General features: G+C 38.4%; 15 protein-coding genes. 6 read left to right on the plus strand and 9 right to left on the minus strand.

What is annotated here, in order from left to right; all coding sequences use genetic code 11:
* The first annotated feature begins 214 nt into the window (after nt 1-214).
* Entirely contained in the window at nt 215-5,206 is a 4,992-nt protein-coding gene (locus ACTJJF_RS08120) for a GEVED domain-containing protein (protein WP_440699315.1), read from the plus strand.
* A gap of 83 nt (nt 5,207-5,289) precedes the next feature.
* Here the strand turns inward: ACTJJF_RS08120 and coaE are convergent, their stop codons facing one another.
* The 4 genes from coaE to ruvB form a co-directional block, all read right to left on the minus strand.
* Nucleotides 5,290-5,916, minus strand: a complete 627-nt coding sequence (gene coaE / locus ACTJJF_RS08125; RefSeq protein ID WP_440699316.1) for a dephospho-CoA kinase — start codon at nt 5,914-5,916, stop codon at nt 5,290-5,292.
* A 9-nt stretch (nt 5,917-5,925) separates the two neighbouring features.
* Entirely contained in the window at nt 5,926-6,792 is an 867-nt protein-coding gene (locus ACTJJF_RS08130; protein ID WP_312303465.1) for an MBL fold metallo-hydrolase, read from the minus strand.
* A 13-nt stretch (nt 6,793-6,805) separates the two neighbouring features.
* Complete coding sequence (locus ACTJJF_RS08135) at nt 6,806-7,423, minus strand: FMN-binding negative transcriptional regulator (protein WP_440699317.1); 618 nt, start codon at nt 7,421-7,423, stop codon at nt 6,806-6,808.
* A 65-nt stretch (nt 7,424-7,488) separates the two neighbouring features.
* Nucleotides 7,489-8,511, minus strand: a complete 1,023-nt coding sequence (gene ruvB, locus ACTJJF_RS08140; RefSeq protein ID WP_440699318.1) for a Holliday junction branch migration DNA helicase RuvB — start codon at nt 8,509-8,511, stop codon at nt 7,489-7,491.
* A 255-nt stretch (nt 8,512-8,766) separates the two neighbouring features.
* Here ruvB and hutI point away from each other — a divergent pair, with 255 nt between their 5' ends.
* From hutI to ACTJJF_RS08160, 4 genes are all read left to right on the plus strand, one after another.
* The gene (gene hutI / locus ACTJJF_RS08145) at nt 8,767-9,993 is read left to right on the plus strand and encodes an imidazolonepropionase (RefSeq protein WP_440699319.1); all 1,227 of its coding nucleotides are present in this window, start codon (nt 8,767-8,769) and stop codon (nt 9,991-9,993) included.
* A 20-nt stretch (nt 9,994-10,013) separates the two neighbouring features.
* Nucleotides 10,014-11,090 carry a DUF695 domain-containing protein gene (locus tag ACTJJF_RS08150; RefSeq protein ID WP_440699320.1) on the plus strand — a complete coding sequence of 359 codons (1,077 nt, stop codon included), beginning with the start codon at nt 10,014-10,016 and terminating at the stop codon, nt 11,088-11,090.
* 210 nt (nt 11,091-11,300) lie between these two features.
* Nucleotides 11,301-12,224, plus strand: coding sequence for a formimidoylglutamase (gene hutG, locus ACTJJF_RS08155; RefSeq protein ID WP_212649671.1), 924 nt, complete (start codon nt 11,301-11,303; stop codon nt 12,222-12,224).
* 137 nt (nt 12,225-12,361) lie between these two features.
* Nucleotides 12,362-13,654 (plus strand): aldehyde dehydrogenase family protein, encoded by a 1,293-nt coding sequence (locus ACTJJF_RS08160; protein WP_440699321.1) that lies wholly within the window; start codon nt 12,362-12,364, stop codon nt 13,652-13,654.
* A gap of 188 nt (nt 13,655-13,842) precedes the next feature.
* Here ACTJJF_RS08160 and pyk read toward each other — a convergent pair whose 3' ends face one another.
* Genes pyk through ACTJJF_RS08185 form a run of 5 tightly spaced genes read right to left on the minus strand, consistent with a single transcriptional unit; the run spans nt 13,843 to nt 18,024 of the window.
* Entirely contained in the window at nt 13,843-15,288 is a 1,446-nt protein-coding gene (pyk, locus tag ACTJJF_RS08165) for a pyruvate kinase (RefSeq protein WP_312303486.1), read from the minus strand.
* Nucleotides 15,281-15,754 (minus strand): IPExxxVDY family protein, encoded by a 474-nt coding sequence (locus ACTJJF_RS08170; RefSeq protein ID WP_440699322.1) that lies wholly within the window; start codon nt 15,752-15,754, stop codon nt 15,281-15,283. Before ACTJJF_RS08170 ends, pyk begins: the two co-directional genes overlap by 8 nt.
* Nucleotides 15,732-16,496, minus strand: coding sequence for a ribonuclease III (gene rnc / locus ACTJJF_RS08175; protein ID WP_312303492.1), 765 nt, complete (start codon nt 16,494-16,496; stop codon nt 15,732-15,734). The genes ACTJJF_RS08170 and rnc overlap by 23 nt, the downstream gene beginning before the upstream one ends.
* A 9-nt stretch (nt 16,497-16,505) precedes the next feature.
* Nucleotides 16,506-17,750, minus strand: a complete 1,245-nt coding sequence (gene fabF, locus ACTJJF_RS08180) for a beta-ketoacyl-ACP synthase II (RefSeq protein WP_065399419.1) — start codon at nt 17,748-17,750, stop codon at nt 16,506-16,508.
* Between the two features lie 34 nt (nt 17,751-17,784).
* Nucleotides 17,785-18,024, minus strand: a complete 240-nt coding sequence (locus ACTJJF_RS08185) for an acyl carrier protein (protein WP_002976354.1) — start codon at nt 18,022-18,024, stop codon at nt 17,785-17,787.
* Nucleotides 18,025-18,414: 390 nt separating this feature from the next.
* Here ACTJJF_RS08185 and catB point away from each other — a divergent pair, with 390 nt between their 5' ends.
* Complete coding sequence (gene catB, locus ACTJJF_RS08190) at nt 18,415-19,044, plus strand: type B chloramphenicol O-acetyltransferase (RefSeq protein ID WP_440699323.1); 630 nt, start codon at nt 18,415-18,417, stop codon at nt 19,042-19,044.
* Nucleotides 19,045-19,064 lie beyond the last annotated feature (20 nt).

Genomic DNA, 19,064 nt, shown 5'->3' on the forward strand with positions numbered 1-19,064 from the left:
AAGGCCTCCGGAAATGGAGGCCTTTTTTTTGTCTTTTTATTAGTTAATTAATCACTGTGTTTTGAATTTTTTCATGATTTTAAATAAAATTGTTGATATTTTTAATTGATTTGTATTTTTATTGCTAAGTTTTCAATCAAATGAATTAATGTATTGTTTATTGATATTAAAGTGATTAGTTTTGTGAGATTAATACAAAGCTTTAAGAGAAATTATGAATAAAACTTTTATTTCTTTCTTTTTCCTTTGTTTGTTTGCAATAGCTCATGCACAATGGTCTCCTGCAGCACCCGATGGAAAACTAATCAGAGATGGCTTGCCTAATGACAGCTATTACTCTTTAGACATTTCACTGCTAAAATCTCAATTGAAGAATGCGCAGGAAACAGGGAAAAATGCAAAACCTGTTATCATATCATTACCTGTTTTAAACGGGAAAATTGAAAAATTTTCGGTCTACAGTTTTCCGGTTGTGGTGAAAGAACTGGCAGATCAGTACCAGCTTGGATCCTATGTAGGAATAGGAATTGATGATCCTGGCAAATACCTGAGATTCAGTTTGGCACCCAATGACTTTCAGTCTATGATTATCACCGGGGAAGGAACTGAATTTATAGAACCTGCAAATACTAGTAAAACACTTTATAGAGTTTATCCTAAAACACAAGGAGGAAAATCCGGATTTGTCTGCTCAACCGGGGAAAAGGAAAGTGATAAGCTTGAGATAGAAAAGCTGCATAAGCAAGGACAATCTTTTACAAATCAGGTAGCAAATTTTGCAAAATCATCTGACAAAAAATACAGAACACTAAGATTAGCATTAAGTGTATGCGGGGAATATACCCAGTATCATGGAGGAACTGTGGCAGGAGCATTGGCTGCCATGAATGCGACACTTACAAGGATTAATGGAGTGTATGAAAAAGACTTTGCACTTCATTTGAATTTACAGAATTTTCCCGGATTGATTTATACCAATGCAAATACTGACCCTTATTCTGCAACTCAGAATGGAACCCAGAATGGTATTGTTGGATGGAACTCTCAGGTTCAGAATGTCATCACCTCAACTGTTGGAAATGCAAACTATGATATCGGGCATTTATTCTCTCCTCCGGGAGCAGGCGGAAATGCCGGATGTGTTGGATGTATATGCCGGGATAATCTGACACCTGCCGGTAATGATAAAGGTTCAGGCTGGACTTCTCCGGGGAATGGACCTCCTGTGGGAGATAATTTTGATATTGATTTTGTTGCCCATGAGATAGGACATCAGCTGGGAGGAATTCACAGTTTCTCATATGATCCTGGGCAATTGGGCTCGGGTACAAGTGTAGAACCGGCTTCCGGATCCACTATTATGGGGTATGCCGGAGTGGTAAACGGAGGCAGTCCTGTGAATAATGTTCAGGCACATTCTGATCCTTATTTTAATACCACTAATATAAGAGATATTCAGGCGAATCTGATCACTAAAACATGTGACATAGAAACACCAATTGTGAATTCCCCGCCTGTGATAGGGGCATTACCTACTTATAATATCCCAAAAGGAACTGCTTTCGTATTAACAGCATCAGTTACTGATGCGGAAAATGATCCAATGACCTATACCTGGGAGGAGGTAGATATAGCCAATGAAGTTACTGATGCTAATAATTTAGGAAATACAGCATCGGGGCCGTCTTTCAGATCAATTGCTCCATCCGGTAGTCCTAGCCGTTATTTCCCCAGATTAAGTTCAGTTCTGGCTGGTGTTTTAAATAATTCCAACAACCTTTGGGAAGCTGTTTCTACAGTTGCCAGAACAACAAGGTTTACAGTGACGGTACGTGATAACCATCCCGTTTCAACACAACAACAGACACAGTCGGCTACTCAAACAATTATTGTTGGAAATAACGGACCGTTCAAAGTGAACCCTACAACTGTTTATAACAACGGACCTACCAATGTAGTCTGGGATGTCGTGAATACCAATACAGCTCCCTATAATGCCCCTAATGTAAAAATTGATTTTACTACAGATAATGGCGTTACCTGGAATGTAGTGGCGGCCTCAACGCCTAATGATGGATCCGAATCTTTGGACTTTAGTCCTTTTCCGCTTACGGTAGGAGGTACTGCAAAGATCAGGATAAGTGCTGTCAATAATGTATTTTATGCTATTGGAAATGCTCCGATAAGTACATTGCCAATCTGCAATTCTAATGCTCCCGGTGGAATTTTAATCACAGCTATTACACAAGCAACCGCTACTATTACCTGGAATGCTTCTTTTAATGCGACTTATATAGTACGATATCGTGTAGCGGGAACTACTGCGTGGACAACGGTTAATCCTAATCCAACAGTGAATACAACAACGCTTACTGGGCTTGCAGCTGGTACCCATTACGAAGTTCAGATAGCCAATATCTGTTCCGGAGTAACCGGTAACTTTTCGGCATCTACAGTTTTTATGACTCCCTATTGTGCGGCTACTTCCACTAATACCAATAATGGCTATATTTCAAATGTCATGGTAGCAGCTACAAGCTCTTATACCATGAGTAATAACTCGGCAGCTAGCAATTACACGGATTACTCAGCGGATGCTACAAAATTAATAACCTTGGTTCGGGGAACGAATAATAATACTGTTTCGGTATCCAAATTCTGGCCCGGGGCTATGAGCAATAAGGCTGTAAGTGTATGGATAGATTTTAATAAGAACGGAACATTCGAAACAACAGAAAGAGTGCTTAATGCAGCCAATAACCAGGTAACTCCGGTAACAGCTACATTCCAGGTGCCTGCAACAGCTTATTCAGGACCTCTTACCACAAGGATGAGAGTAGTAATGAGAGATACAAACAGTCCGGCTGTCTGTGGATCTTTTACCAATGGTGAAGTGGAAGATTATGCTGTAAAGCTGATCGATCTGGCAGTATGTACCACTGCAGCTCCTGCTAATATTACCATTACCAATCTGACGCCCAACTCAGCCAATGTATCATGGGCCACTACTACAGGAGCCACTTACATTTTAAGATACAGAAAAGTAGGAACAACAGTATGGACGACTGTAAATCCTGTACTGCCTCCAGGAAATAATTATACCATTCCGGGGCTTACAGAACAGACTCAATACGAAGTTCAGGTGTCAACAAAATGTAACAATAATCAAGGAGCGTTCTCTTCTTCACAACAATTTACAACACCAATATTAACGTATTGCCCAATGACGGGTGCTGGCACAAATGAACATATTTCAAATGTAACTGTAACTTCGATCAACCCTGCTTTAGCTGTAATGAATAATACTTCTGTACAGAATAATTACACCAATTATACCACACCGGCTACCCTGATCACACTGGAAATAGGCTCAGTAAATAATAAAATTTCAGTAGCTAAAGGCTGGAATGGTGCAACAACAAGTACAGCCGTTACAGCCTGGATAGATTTTAACAGAGACGGACAATTTGATAACTCTGAAAGAATTCTTATTTCAGCAGCCAATTCTAATACACCGGTTACAGCAATATTTAATGTTCCTTCAAATGCCTATTCAGGACCATTGACAACAACCATGAGAGTAGCTTTACGTAAAACAAGTGCTCCTGTAATGTGTCAGAATATTACAGATGGAGAAGTGGAAGATTATGCCGTAAGATTAAGACCTTGCAGCACTGCTACCCCTACAGGATTTGGAGTGAATACAGTGACTCATAATTCTGCTGTTATCAACTGGACTGCAGCAGCAGATAATATTACTTATCTTTTACAATATAGAATACAAGGGGCAGCAACATGGAACAATATTTATGTGACCAGCGTACCTTATACCTTGAATAACCTGACACCTTCTACCACTTATGAAGTTCAGATTGCTGCAAACTGCGGAATATCTTTAGGAGCATTCACACCGGTACAGGTATTTACAACAAGATGTGATCCTGAACCTCCGGGGGTAACGGTAAGCAGCATTACCACAAATTCAGCCCTGATTACCTGGGCTCCAAGTGTGGTTGGAGTAAAGTATAAATTACGATGGAGAAAAGTGGGAAGTACAGGATGGTCTAATCCGGAAATCAATTTGCCTGCATCACCTGTTAATACCTATACTCTTGGCAACCTTGATCCGTACACAACCTATGAAGTACAGGTTGCCAGCCAATGTGCAGGAGAGACTAGCTGGAATTCTTATTCAAATCCTGTAATATTTACTACCGAGAGAATCTGTGAACTTCCACCTCCGGGACTTACCATTACTCAGCTGTTGCCTACATCAGCAGTTGTTCAATGGGATACTTTCCCCGGAGCTACTTACCTTCTGCGATACAGAAAAGTAGGCATTCCAGGCTGGACGAATATTCAGGTTGCTACAAATAATTATACTCTGACCGGATTATCTGAACTTACAAAATATGAAATGCAGGTTGCTAATATCTGTAATGGTATTCCCGGCACCTTCACACCACCTTATTACTTTACCACTCCTACAGTAACCTATTGTAGAATGTCTTCAGGAAGTTCAGCAGGGGAACATATTTCTAAAGTTACAGTAAAGCCAAATGGGAAGAAAGTAATGGAAAATGAATCCGGAGCATCTACTTATACCGATTATACAGGAGTTCCTGAAACATTCATAGAATTGATTCAGGGGTCTACAGATAATGAAATCATTATTGAAAAAAAATGGACAGGAAATACTTATAATGAAGGAATTGCAGTCTGGATTGATTTCAACAGAAACGGTGAGTTTGATATTAATGAAAGAGTATTTACTTCACCTCCAAATACAACCAGTCCGGTATCAGGAAAATTCAATGTACCGGTAGATGCCTTTGTAAGTATGACCGACTATAAATATGTGGTAATGAGAGTAGCAATGGAAAGAGATGGAGTTCCTGTGAACTGCATTGGCTTTAAGAATGGAGAAGTGGAAGATTATTCTGTGAGAATTTCTAAAAACGTTATTCCTAATCCTATCAATCAGGATGATGTCTTAATTTATCCTAACCCGGTAAGTTCTGTACTGTTTGTCAAAAATATTGGCAAAAGAGCCAAATATAAGATCTATAGTGCAGTAGGGCAGGTGATCGCAGATGGAATTCTGCTGAATAACCAGATTAATGTAGGTAAACTTACCAATGGGGTTTATGTGATCGATATTGATGACAATGGTAAAACCGTACAGAAAAAATTCATTAAAGAGTAGGCTGCTTAAATGCTTTCAGAGTAGAAAATTGATTGTACCCTATTATAAAAAAACTCGTTAGAAATTATTCTAACGAGTTTTTTTTATTCAATTGCAAAGATGACTTTTTCAGTCTCTTCTTTTAATTCTTCCAGATTGGTATTATTGTAGATGATACAATCTGCTATTTTGATTTTATCTTTTTCAGACATCTGTTTCTCCATTACGGCCTGTACTTCACGGTAAGTCTTATTATCCCTGTCCATGACCCTTTTGATCCTGATATTATCTTCAGCTGTTACCAAAAGAGATTTATAACATTGCCTGTTAAGTTTCAGCTCAAACAATAATGCGGTTTCTTTGAAGACCAGATATTTGGTTTGTTTTTTTACCCAGTCTTCAAAATCTGTTCGTACAGCCGGATGAATGATTTCATTTAACTGCTGAAGCAGATCCTGATTACTGAAAACTTTGTCGGCGACAAACTTTCTGTCATAAAAACCATTTTCATCATAAGATTCTTCGCCCAGAAGTTCTTTGATTTTTGTTTTAAGATCTTCGCTCTCATTGACGATGGCTTTTGCTCTGTCATCCGAATAATACACCGGAAATCCGAATTCTTCAATAAAATGAGCTACTGTAGTTTTACCTGAACCGATTCCTCCGGTAAGGCCTATGATCTTGGGTGCGGGCGGCTCTGCCTGTTGTGCCTCTGAATGTAATTCTTCCATACTTAAAAATTAATATCCAAAAACATCATTAAAGCTGAATGTTTCATCCAGTCTTACTCCTTTCTCTGTCATCTTAAGACTTGCCAGCTCATGGTGAGCATCATGTTCAAAGAACAGAAGGTATTCATTATCTATACACTGTTTAAGGAACTTTCCTTTTTCTTCCAGGGTTAAAAGTGGTCTTGTGTCATATCCCATTACATATACCTGGTTGATGTGTCCTGCTGTAGGAATAAGGTCTGCTGCAAAAACTACAGTTTTTTCCTGGTACTGAATAACAGGAAGCATCTGCTTTTCTGTATGCCCGTCTACAAAGATGACATCCATTTTCAGATCGGGAGCGAAACCATAATTTCCTGTTGTTGGAAGCGGCAGGTAATTTAGCTGCCCGCTTTCCTGCATAGGCATGATGTTTTCTTTAAGGAAACTTGCTTTTTCTCTTGCATTAGGTTCCGTTGCCCATTTCCAGTGGTTTTCGTTGGTCCAGAAATTGGCATTTTTGAATGCCGGTCTGTATCCTGTTCTGTCATCATTCCACTCTATAGCCCCACCGCAGTGGTCAAAGTGAAGGTGGGTAAGGAATACATCCGTAATATCTTCCTTTATAAACCCGTATTTCTTTAAATTTTTATCAAGATTGTCATCTCCCCATAGAGAATAGTGCCCAAAAAACTTATCATCCTGTTTGTTGCCCAATCCGCAATCTACAAGGATCAGTTTTTTTCCGTCTTCAATAAGCAAAGAGCGGGTTCCAAGCTCGATCAGGTTTTTTTCGTCTGCCGGATTTGTTTTTTCCCACAGACTCTTTGGGACGACCCCAAACATGGCGCCGCCGTCCAGTTTAAATTTTCCACATTGTATTGGATATAGCTTCATATGTATATTTTGATTATTTCTTTTTAATTAATTTCATTTTCTCAGCAACCTTTCTGGCATTATCATCGGCAGATTCTTCAAGATGTAAGATAATGTTTTGAAAATCATTCTCTTTTCTGTTCTGAGAGAGTTTCTGTTTGATAAATATTTCGGTCGGAATTATCTTCATTCCAAAAGCTCTCTTCATTTCTTTTTCCACAAACTCTTTTCCCATATCTTTCACCATCATCGGGCACTGCTGGAAATTTTCATATTTTGAGGTTAGTTTTTCCAAATGGGCATACAATTCATCATGGTTCATAAGTTCCACTTTCCCATAGATCTGTACTGCCTCATAGTTCCATGTAGAAACGTTGATATGATCATACCAGCTGCTTGAAATATAAGCATGGGAACCTAAAAAATCACATAAAACCTCATCACCATCCTTTAAAGTTCTGGCTTGTGGGTTTGCTCTTGAAATATGAGTTTCAATATAAACATTTTCCGGATCATTTTCGTTCAGCATCATCATGGAATGAGTAGCACGGATTTTATCAACAGAAGAAATGAGTAAGGCAAAAGAATTTTCTCTGATAATTTCTCTCATCACATCCATATCTTCACTTCGGTACAACTTGGGAATAAACATAAATAATAACTCTTCTTTTAAAAACTTTAACTCAAAACTTTGAATCAGTATTCCTGAACTTTACATTAAAAAAGTTCGCCCGGATTTTTAGGTCTGGAAATGCTTAAATGCTGATATGCTTTATCAGTTACCTCTCTTCCTCTCGGAGTTCTGATGATAAATCCTTCCTGAATCAAAAACGGTTCATACACTTCTTCCAGCGTTTCCGGATTTTCACCAATGGAAGTGGCAAGAGCGGAAATACCTACCGGTTTCCCTTTGAAATTTTCAATCATGACACGCATGATCTTATTATCCATTTCATCCAGTCCGAACTCATCTACATTTAATGAATCCAATGCATATTTGGTAATCTTGATTTCAATCTCTCCATTCCCTTTAATTTCTGCAAAATCTCTTACCCTTCTCAGCAATGCATTGGCAATTCTGGGTGTTCCCCGGCTTCTTCTTGCAATTTCTATCGCTGCATCTTCATAGATACCAACCCCCAATACCCTTGCGCTTCGCTGAATAATTACAGATAAAAGCTCAATAGAGTAGTATTCAAGCCTGCTTTGAATTCCGAATCTGGCAAGCATAGGTTTGGTAAGCATTCCGCTTCTGGTAGTAGCTCCTACCAATGTAAAAGGATTCAGCCCGATTTGTACACTTCTTGCATTGGGACCGGTTTCCAGCATGATGTCAATTTTATAATCCTCCATGGCAGAATACAGGTATTCTTCTACAACCGGAGAAAGACGGTGGATCTCATCAATGAAAAGAACATCATTTTCTTCAAGGTTGGTCAGTAAGCCTGCCAAACTTCCCGGCTTATCCAATACAGGGCCGGAAGTAATTTTACAGTTGACACCAAGTTCATTGGCTATAATATTCGCAAGAGTGGTTTTTCCAAGTCCGGGCGGACCGTGTAATAAAACATGATCCAGCGCACCACCACGTCTTTTGGCAGCCGTTACAAAAACCTCAAGATTTTCCAGCGTTTTTCTTTGTCCCGCAAAATCTTTAAAGCTCTGGGGACGGATCTGCTCTTCCTGCATCAGCTCCTCTCGTGAGTAGTTTTCTTTATCTGGATGTAAAAAATCTGGCATTAATTCATTTCATTTACCTCAAAGATAGGAAATTTAGACTAAGATTGAAAGGGAGATTGAGAAAAGAACAGAAGGATAAAGAAGTATAGAGGAGATGACAGGATATGATTTAACCAATTGAGATATTTTAAGTATTTTTGAGAGGAATAATTAAAGTGTGAGCTGTAAAATTAATGTCATCCGGATTTCTTCAGTGTGCCGGAAATGATAAAGTATTAAATAAACAGTTCATTTTCTAACCTTTAGCCTAAATAAATGAAATTAATAGGACCATTCAAGCAGGTTGTAACGCTTGCCAACTTACCCTTAAGAGGAAAACTTACTGATGAACAACTGGAAGTGATTGCTGACGGAGGAATTATAGTTGCCGATAATACCATTCAGAAAACCGGAAATTTTGAAACCTTAAAAACAGAAAATCCTGGAATAGAAATCGAAAAAATTGAGGGAGAACAGGTTATTCTTCCTGCTTTTGTAGATTCGCATACCCATATCTGTTTCGGAGGAAACAGGGCTAATGATTTTGCAATGCGTAATGCGGGGAAAACCTATCTGGAAATTGCTGAAAGCGGCGGTGGGATCTGGAGCTCTGTACAGCATACCAGAAATGCATCGGAAGAAGAATTATTGAAAACATTATTGGAAAGAATCAGTTTCCTTGTTGATCTTGGAATCACAACCATTGAAGTAAAAAGCGGCTATGGCCTGGATGTTGAAAACGAACTGAAAATGCTTCGTATCATCAAAAAGGCACAGGAATCCACTGAAGCCACTTTAGTTCCAACATGTCTTTCCGCTCATTTAAAACCAAGAGACTTTGAAGGAAGCAATCCTGAATATTTAGAATATATTCTTACTGAGATTTTACCGAAAGTAAAAGAAGAAAATTTAGCTAAACGTGTGGATATCTTTATTGAGAAATCAGCATTCCAGCCCGAAGAAAGTAAAGATTTTTTACTTAAAACTAAAGATTTAGGTTTTGAAATAACGGTTCATGCTGATCAGTTTACACCGGGAAGCTCAAGAATTGCTGTAGAGGTTGGAGCAAAATCTGCAGACCATCTTGAGGCGACCATTGATGAAGATATAGAGTTCTTGGCAGGATCCGATACAGTAGCAACAGCACTTCCGGGAGCAAGCTTAGGATTGGGTGAAAAATTTACACCGGCAAGGAAATTATTGGATGCCGGAGCAATCGTAGCTATTGCCAGTGACTGGAATCCGGGATCTGCCCCGATGGGAAATCTGATTACCCAGGCTTCTATTCTGGCTACTTTCCAGAAGCTGACTACTGCCGAAGTATTGGCCGGGATGACTTTCCGTGCGGCCTATGCCCTTAATCTGGAAGACAGAGGGAAACTGGAACCGGGTAAGAAAGCAGATTTTGTAACTTTCAAAACCAATAACTTCCAGAATGTACTGTATAGCCAGGGAAGCCTTAAAGCTGAACATGTTTATATTAACGGAAACCGTATTGATTAAATAATAAAGCCTTTCTGAGTATGGAAGAAAAAGAGAATAAACAAAAGCTGGATTATAAAGAATTTTGGGACTGGTTTGTAACGATGGAAAGAAACTTTTATGATGTCGTTAAAGAAGGTGGTCAGGAATCCATTGAAAAGGATTTTTTTGATGTCATTTCTCCTAAACTCAGACAGGTCAATGAAGGATATTATTTCCTGGCAGGAATGTTCGATCATTCCACTGCAGAGCTGATTATTACCGTTGAGGGGCAAATAAAGAATATTGTTTTTGCCGAAGAACTTATTGCAGGAGCTCCGGTACTGGAACACTGGAAATTTACAGCGTTAAAGCCGGCAATGGATGTCAATAAAGTGAATATCACGATGGATGGTTATCAGTTTACCAAAGACAATATCTTTTTCTATTCCAGAGAGCAGGAAAAATATCCGGATGAAATTGATCTTGTCTTTGTGTACGATGGAAATGCTGAAAACAAAAATGCCATTACAACGGGAGTCTGTATTTTTCTGGACAGCTTTTTGGGTGAACTGAATTTTGCAACACAGATTGATACCTTTACCGTGGTAGGAAAAGAGCATGCGGAGAAAGAGCTGGTTCCTGTTGAAAAACTAAAAGATTTCCTGTCATGGCGGGAGAGAGAGTTTACAGAAAAGTATAAAAGTGTAAAGAGAGCTGAAGCCGAAGATGAGTTTTCAATCCTGAGGGCTCAGCTGGATAATGAGAGACCGCTTATAGCCTGTATGAATCTTCCTTTATTGCAATTTGATGCAAAAGCTTCTTATCCGTGGATTTTGGTTATTAAAGCCCATTATAACGGAGATAATAATGACGGCCTTCCTGAAAAAGAAGATTTTGAAAAGTTGAGTGATATCGAAGATAAAGCCGTTGAAGAGCTGAAAGAAGCAGGATACCTGTATATAGGAAGAGAAAGTGCAGATAATGTCAAGGAAAGCTTTTTTGCAGGAAAAGACTTCAGGCAGATTGCTAAGGTTTTCCAGAAAATAAAACAGAGCAATCCGGAATATCAAATGTCATTCAGGATTTTTAAAGATAAATACTGGCAGTTTTTTGAATATTATAATAATGCTGTATAGGCAGGTTGATCACTGTCTTAGCGCTAAAATACAGGAATGTGGAAGAAAAAATTTCTTCCACATTTGCCAATCCGGATAAAAGTATAAAAGCAATCTATCGTATTTACACTGAATTCTTTGCATAATCTGTGCAAGGCGCTTTTTTATCTAAACAATATTAGTTAGCTTTACAAGGATATAATGATGTGACTAAATTGAATTTTTAAAATTATGTTTCAGAATATTTGGCAGGGTAGATTAGATGGAGAAGAACTTCTTTTCCACAGGCTATTTCAGAGAGTAAAGGAAGAACAGAATTACGATAATATTTCAACGGACGATTTCGTATTGCATGGTTTTGCGGTAGATGAAGGAGTGAGGAGAAATAAAGGCCGTCTGGGAGCAAAAGATGCCCCGGATATCATCAGGAAAAACATGTCAAATTTTCCGGTTATTCTTCCTGACTTTTCAATGCTGGATTTTGGAAACATTACCTGTGAAGACGGCAACCTGGAAAATACCCAGAACAACCTTGCCAAAAATGTCTCAAAAGTACTTTTAAAAGGAGGAAAATCCCTTGTTTTAGGAGGAGGACACGAAGTGACCTATGCTCATTATTTAGGCATTAAAACTGCCTTTCCGGAACAAAAGATCGGAATCATCAATATTGATGCCCACTTTGACAACAGACAGCCGGAAAAAGGAGTAGGGCCGAGCTCAGGAACGGGATTCTGGCAGATTGCTCAGGAAGGACCGATCAATTCCCTTCACATCGGGATCCAGAGAAATTCGAACACCCTGAAACTTTTTGATACGGCCCATCAGTATGGGATGAAATATATCCTGGCAGATGAATTGTTTTTCGAGAACCTCGCATCCATTTATCAGCGTATTGATGATCTTCTCAACTCCGTAGATTTTGCTTATCTCACCATTTGTATGGATGTTTTTAATGCTTCTATCGCTCCGGGGGTTTCCGCTTCAGCATATAATGGTATCTTTGCAGACGCAACCTTTATGCATTTTTACAGACATATCTTAAAAAATAAAAAACTGGTTGCGCTGGATGTCGCTGAGGTGAACCCGTCGTTTGACCTTCAGGACAGGACGGCAAGACTGGCAGCATGTCTGGTAAATGAATGGCTGATGATTTAAGATAAAGCTATATTCTTCCGATAGAGAAAATCATTATTTTATTGACCCTTAAGGAATGGAATTTGCTGATTTCACCGTGCTTTTAAAATAAAAGCGCTTATAAATTCATTAGCTGAATTTAAAACAGAAATTATATTATGGAACAATTAATTGAAAGCAAGCTTATTAAAGCAGATAAAGCGTTTTCAGTATGGAGAAAAGTGCCGTTTGAGGAAAGGCAGAAGTTAATTGCAAAAGCAGCAGAAATTTTAAAAAATAATTCAGAGAAATTTGGAAGGATCATTACTACAGAAATGAATAAACCGATTTCGGAATCAATTGCTGAGGTAGAAAAATGTGCTTTGATGATGCACTATTATGCCGATGCAGAAAATATTTTAAAACCTGAAAAAATTGAATCCGAATTTGCTTACTCTGAAGTACATTATGCTTCGAAAGGGGTAATTCTTGGCGTTATGCCATGGAACTTTCCTTTCTGGCAGGTATTGAGATTCGCTGTTCCGGCAATGTTGGCCGGAAATACGGTGGTTTTAAAACATGCTTCAATTTGTTTCGGAAGCGGAAACGCTATCGAAGAAGTTCTTTTGGAAGCAGGTTTTCCTGAGGGTATTTTTCAGAACCTTGAAGTAGGTCACAAAGTCGTAAAAGAAATCCTTGAGCATGAAGCTGTAAAAGGAGTGAGCCTGACAGGAAGTGGGAAAGCTGGAGGAGAAGTAGCCTCAATAGCCGGATTAAATATCAAAAAATCTTTACTTGAATTGGGCGGAAGTGATGCATTTATCATTTTTGATGATGCGGATCTTGAAGCAGCAGCAAAGGCAGGAGTAAAATCCAGGCTTCAAAACTGCGGTCAAACCTGTACGGCAGCAAAAAGATTTATCATTGATGAAAAAATTGAAGATCAGTTCTTACCCATCTTCATTGAAGAATATAAAAAATATGAGATCGGGGACCCTCTCAATAAAGAAACGAAGCTGGCCGGAATGGCAAGACCTGATCTTGCTGATGAGTTGGAAGCCCAGTTCAACAGGGCATTGGAAAATGGTGCTGAAATCATTATCCCTTTAGAAAGAATTTCAGAAAATGAATTTAAACCGGGACTGATCAGAGTTCAGGAAGGAAATCCAATCCTGAAAGAAGAACTTTTCGGACCCCTTGGAATGATCATGATTGCCAAAAATGATGAGGAAGCGCTTCAGATCGCTAACGATATTCCTTTCGGGCTTTCAAACTCTGTATGGACAAAAAATAAAGACCGTCAGCTATTCTTTATCGATAATCTTGAATCCGGAACAGTGAATATCAACAGAATGACCAGTTCTGATCCCCGTTTCCCATTTGGAGGGTCAAAGGCTTCAGGATATGGAACAGAGCTCTCTTTACTGGCTTTAAAAGAGTTTGTAACTGCCAAGACAATTGTCGGAAATTAAAGTGTTTGAATGTCATTCCGAGGAATCTCAGAGATCCTGCACTTCACTCCGTTTCGTTCAGAATGACAACCTACCATTTATAAGTTAACAATATAAATAAAAAACTCCCGAAAATTAATTTCCGGGAGTTTTTATATGCTTTGACAAAAAGTAATTTCGCTTATTGCTTATTGCTTATTGCTTATTGCTTATACCGTAGTCAGTCTCAATGTATTCGTTTTTCCGCCTTCATAGGATGGGGTCGCATTGATGTTGATTACGAAATCTCCTGTTTCGATATAGCCGTAGTTATGCGTAAGCATATTGACCTGTATGATTGTCTCATCAGTAGATTTTTTCATATCGTAATAGTAAGCGTGAACACCCCAAAGAAGGTTCAGCATAGTAATAACTCTTCTGTTACCACTGTATACAATGATATGGGAATTTGGCCTGTGTGCTGCAAGCTGGAAAGCTGTGTATCCTGAATGTGTTAAGGTAACGATTGCAGAAACGTTGGTTGTTTTGGCAATTCTTACTGCTGCAAGACAAACCCTGTTTGTAATGAATCTTTCATCGATACAATTGTAATCTTTTTCGATCGGCTCATTTTTGTGTTGATAGAAATGAGTCGTTTCGATATTCTTTACAATTTTAGCCATGTTTTCCACAACCTGTACCGGATATCTTCCTACAGACGTTTCTCCGGAAAGCATAACCGCATCTGCACCATCCAATACAGAGTTAGCTACGTCATTTACTTCCGCTCTTGTTGGCGTTAAGCTGTTGATCATTGTTTCCATCATCTGAGTGGCAATGATTACAGGCTTGGAATAGAATCTTGCTTTTTCTACCAGGTTTTTCTGGATTGCAGGAACTTCCTCCATCGGAACTTCTACACCAAGGTCACCACGGGCAACCATTAGTCCGTCACATTCCAATAGAATTTCGTCAATATTTTTTACCCCTTCAGGTTTTTCAATCTTTGCAATAATCGGAGTTTTGAATTTACCGTTCGGGTGGCCGGCGATCAATTCTTTCAGATCGATGATATCCTGAGCATGACGTACAAAAGAAAGTGCGATCCAGTCCACTTCCATATCAAGCATGAAGTTGGCATCCTGAATATCCTTCTCTGTCAATGCAGGAAGAGAAACTTGAGTGTTAGGTAGGTTCACCCCCTTTTTAGAACTTAGAGGTCCCCCTTGTATCGTTTTAGCTTTTACAGTATCTACTTCATTGGTTTCAGTAACCTCCAATACCAGCTTACCGTCATCGATAAGGATTCTTTCCCCTACTTTTACATCCTGAGGAAACTGCTGATAGGTCATGTATACCTTGGTAGAGTCTCCTTCCATCTTTTCATTGGTGAAAGTAAGAATATCTCCAGGGTTCAGATATGAACCTTCTTTTACAACACCTACTCTTAGTTTAGGCCCCTGAAGATCTCCCAGAATACCCACTGAATACCCATACTCGCTATTCAGCTCTCTAATTATTTCAATATTTTTTCGAACTAAGTCGTAATCTGCATGTGAAAAATTTATTCTGAAAATATCAACACCCGCCTTCATCAGATCTAACATTACCTCCTTCGACGACGAAGCAGGCCCTAGTGTTGCGATAATTTTTGTCTTCTTTAAATACTTATTCATAATACTGGATAATTTGATAAAGTTCCTCATCAGAACTCAGTGTATAATCTTGAATTGGAAACACAAGATTTTCAGGGAGCAAAATTACGGAAAAATCAGGAAACTGTTCCGAACTATGCAGAATATATTCTACATCTACCTGATTATTTAATAAAAATTTAATGTTTTCTTCTTCTGTAAAGAGTTCCGTCTGAACTTTTTTTTGCTTACTTTCAGAAGATTTGTTGGAAATAAAGGTAAAACAGGTTTTGGAGTACTTGTGGTAGGCTTCAAATCTGGGAAAAAAATAATCATAATATCCTCCATGAAAAACAAGATCTTTCTTTCTCGAGAATGTCAGGTTGTTGGCCTGATTGATTTTATAAAAAAACTCATGAGCGGGTATATCTTTTGCTAATCTTACCAATCCTATGGCAATATCTTCAAATTCTATATCATCAAAATCATAAAGTTTTTGAATTTCCAAGTATATTTTCTTTTTTATTTAAAATATAAAACGCCCTTTGTGCTGCCTTTTCCTCTGCCTTTTTCTTGGAGGTCTCCGTTGCATTGGCAATCTTTTCGTCTCCCAGCCATACATGGCATCTGAATACGACTGATTTGTTGACTTGGATCTCCTCGCAGGTTTCGTACTTTATATTCACCTTCTTTTTCTGGCTCCATTCAAGCAGAAGACCTTTATAACTGACGATCTTATTTTCAAGTTTGTTGATTTCGGAAGGCGTCAGCAATTTATCCAGAATGATCTTTTTACAGGCATCATAATGGAAGTCTAAATAAACGGCACCAATTAAGGCTTCGAATAAATTTCCGGAGATATTTTCCCCAAGGGCTGACGAACTGTTTTGCTTTTGCAAAAGGCTGGTAAGCTTGAGATCTTCTCCTAATTTATTAAGGTTTTTCCTATTAACAATCTTAGATTTCATCTGAGTCAGATATCCCTCATTAGCCTGAGGATATGTCTGAAACAAATGACAAGAAATAATTGTACCCAAAACAGAATCTCCCAAAAATTCAAGCCTTTCGTAATTGCTGTCTTGATTTTTAGAAGAATTTTTTAAAGAAAAAGCTTCACGGTAAAGAGCAAGATTCTGAACCTCGGTACCTAATACTTTTCTAAGCTCGGTACTGAGAAAATAATCTCTCTCCGTTAGTTGTCTTTTTCTTTTTTTGAGAAGGAATTTAGAAAAGTATTTCTGTAACTCCATTCATTGAATTTAGATTTTCTTAAATAGAACGCAAGCGTTGTGCCCGCCAAATCCAAAAGTATTGCTCATGGCTACTTTTACATCTTTCTTCACAGCGGTATTAAACGTAAAGTTTAGTCTGCTGTCAATATTTTCATCATCAGTAAAATGGTTGATGGTAGGAGGAACAGTACCATGAATAATAGTTCCTAACGCAGCGATAGCTTCAATAACTCCTGCCGCACCCAAAAGGTGACCGGTCATTGATTTTGTAGAATTAATCTGAATATCGTAAGCGTGTTCGCCCAATAACTTTGAAATTGCGTTGGATTCTGCGATGTCTCCTAATGGAGTAGAAGTACCATGCATATTGATATGATCTACTTCATCAGCAGTTAAACCTGCATCTTCCAGGCAGCTTTTCATTACCAGATAAGCACCAAGACCTTCAGGATGAGGAGCTGTCATGTGATGTGCATCCGCACTCAGACCTCCCCCTAATAATTCTGCATAAATTGTTGCACCACGTTTTACGGCGTGCTCATATTCCTCAAGAATGATACATCCTGCCCCTTCACCTAATACAAATCCGTCTCTGTCTTTGTCAAAAGGTCTTGAAGCTGTTTTTGGATCGTCATTTCTTGTAGAAAGTGCCATCATTGCATTGAATCCACCCACACCACTTGCTGTAACAGCGGCTTCAGAGCCTCCGCATACAATCACATCTGCTTTCCCAAGCTGGATCAGCATTTTGGAATCAATAATAGCATTTGCTGAAGAAGCACATGCAGATACAGTCGTATAATTGGGTCCATGGAAACCGTACTCAATAGAGATGTGTCCCGGAGTGATATCCGCAATCATTTTCGGGATAAAGAATGGGTTGAATCTCGGAATTTCCGTATTGGCCCATCCTAACACTTCCGTTTCAAAAGTCTCTAAACCTCCGATTCCGGAACCCCAGATTACTCCGACTCTGTTTTTATCCACATTGTCTTCCATAATTCTGGAATGTGCTACTGCTTCTTTAGCGGCAACAAGTCCCAATTGGGTATTTCGGTCCATTTTTTTAGCCTCTTTCTTATCGAAATGCTGTAAAGGATCGAAGTTTTTTACCTCACATGCGAACTTGGTTTTAAAGTTTGTGGCATCAAAAAGAGTAATCGGAGCGGCACCGCTCTCACCTTTCACAAGATTTTCCCAGTATTCTTTTGCATTATTTCCTATTGGTGTTATTGCTCCAAATCCGGTTACAACTACTCTTTTTAATTCCATAAACTTTGTTTAATTTCTTTTTTGTTGAAGAATATTATTTATTTACTACTTCTTCGATGTAAGCGATAGCGTGTCCTACAGTAGTAATTTTTTCAGCTTGGTCATCAGGGATCTGAATGTTAAATTCTTTTTCAAATTCCATGATTAACTCAACTGTATCTAGTGAATCAGCTCCTAAATCGTTAGTGAAGCTAGCTTCAGGAGTTACTTCTGTTTCTTCAACGTCAAGCTTATCAGCGATGATAGCTTTTACTCTTGATGCAATGTCTGACATAGTAAATTATTTTTTTAATTGTTAGATGCTGCAAATATATAAAATTCTTTACGATAAAACATTTTTTTAGTCTTTTTTGTGGACTAGAAGCTTTCATTTTAGATCAGGATGGTTTAGTCTTTTAGTTTTCAGTTGTTTATATTTGATTGGATTATAGATGATTAATTTTGAATTTCAGGTAAATCAAATTATTTTCCGGGCAAAATGTTTAAAAAACCATAAGTTTCGTCTCTCCCGGAACAAAATTGAATGAGAAGTCTTTACTTTTTTACTTATATTTGTGTGTTATGAAATTGACACGTTAGCTTTTTTATATTAACAAATCCTATTTTCTAAAGGATAGCTTACAACTGTTCTCTTGCTATTATTGTTATATTTAAATGCTAAAAAATGAAAAATTTCTTTGAAAGTCCTTTTAAAGGCAAAATCATAAAAGACCATATTCAGAATCCTAATATTATTGCCGGCAAATATTCTTACTATTCAGGATATTATCACGGTCATTCATTTGACGACTGTGCCCGGTATCTTCTTCCGGACAGAAATGATGTTGATAAGCTGATCATAGGTTCTTATTGTTCTATAGGTACAGGTGCCAGTTTCATAATGTGTGGAAACCAGGGACACAGACATGACTGGATTTCAAGCTTCCCATTCTTTTACATGTCAGAAGTAGAGTTTTTCCAAAATAGTAAAGATGCCTTTGAACTGGCAGGAGATACTGTGATTGGAAATGATGTCTGGATAGGAACGGAGGCGATGGTCATGCCGGGAATTACAATCGGAGATGGGGCAGTAATTGGAAGCCGGGCTTTAATTACCAAAGATGTTGAGCCTTATACTATAATGGGTGGAAATCCTGCAAAGTCAATCAAAAAAAGATTCAGTGAACATCATATAGACTTGCTGCTCGAAATGAAATGGTGGGAGTGGGATGAAAGAATTCTGAAAGATGCTATGCCGATATTATGTTCTGCTGATATTGATGCATTGTACGATTTCTATAAAAATATGAAATAATGATTAAAGGCTCCTTTGGG

The organism is Chryseobacterium sp. 22458 (assembly GCF_052044975.1).
In the GTDB taxonomy this organism is placed as follows: Bacteria; Bacteroidota; Bacteroidia; order Flavobacteriales; family Weeksellaceae; genus Chryseobacterium.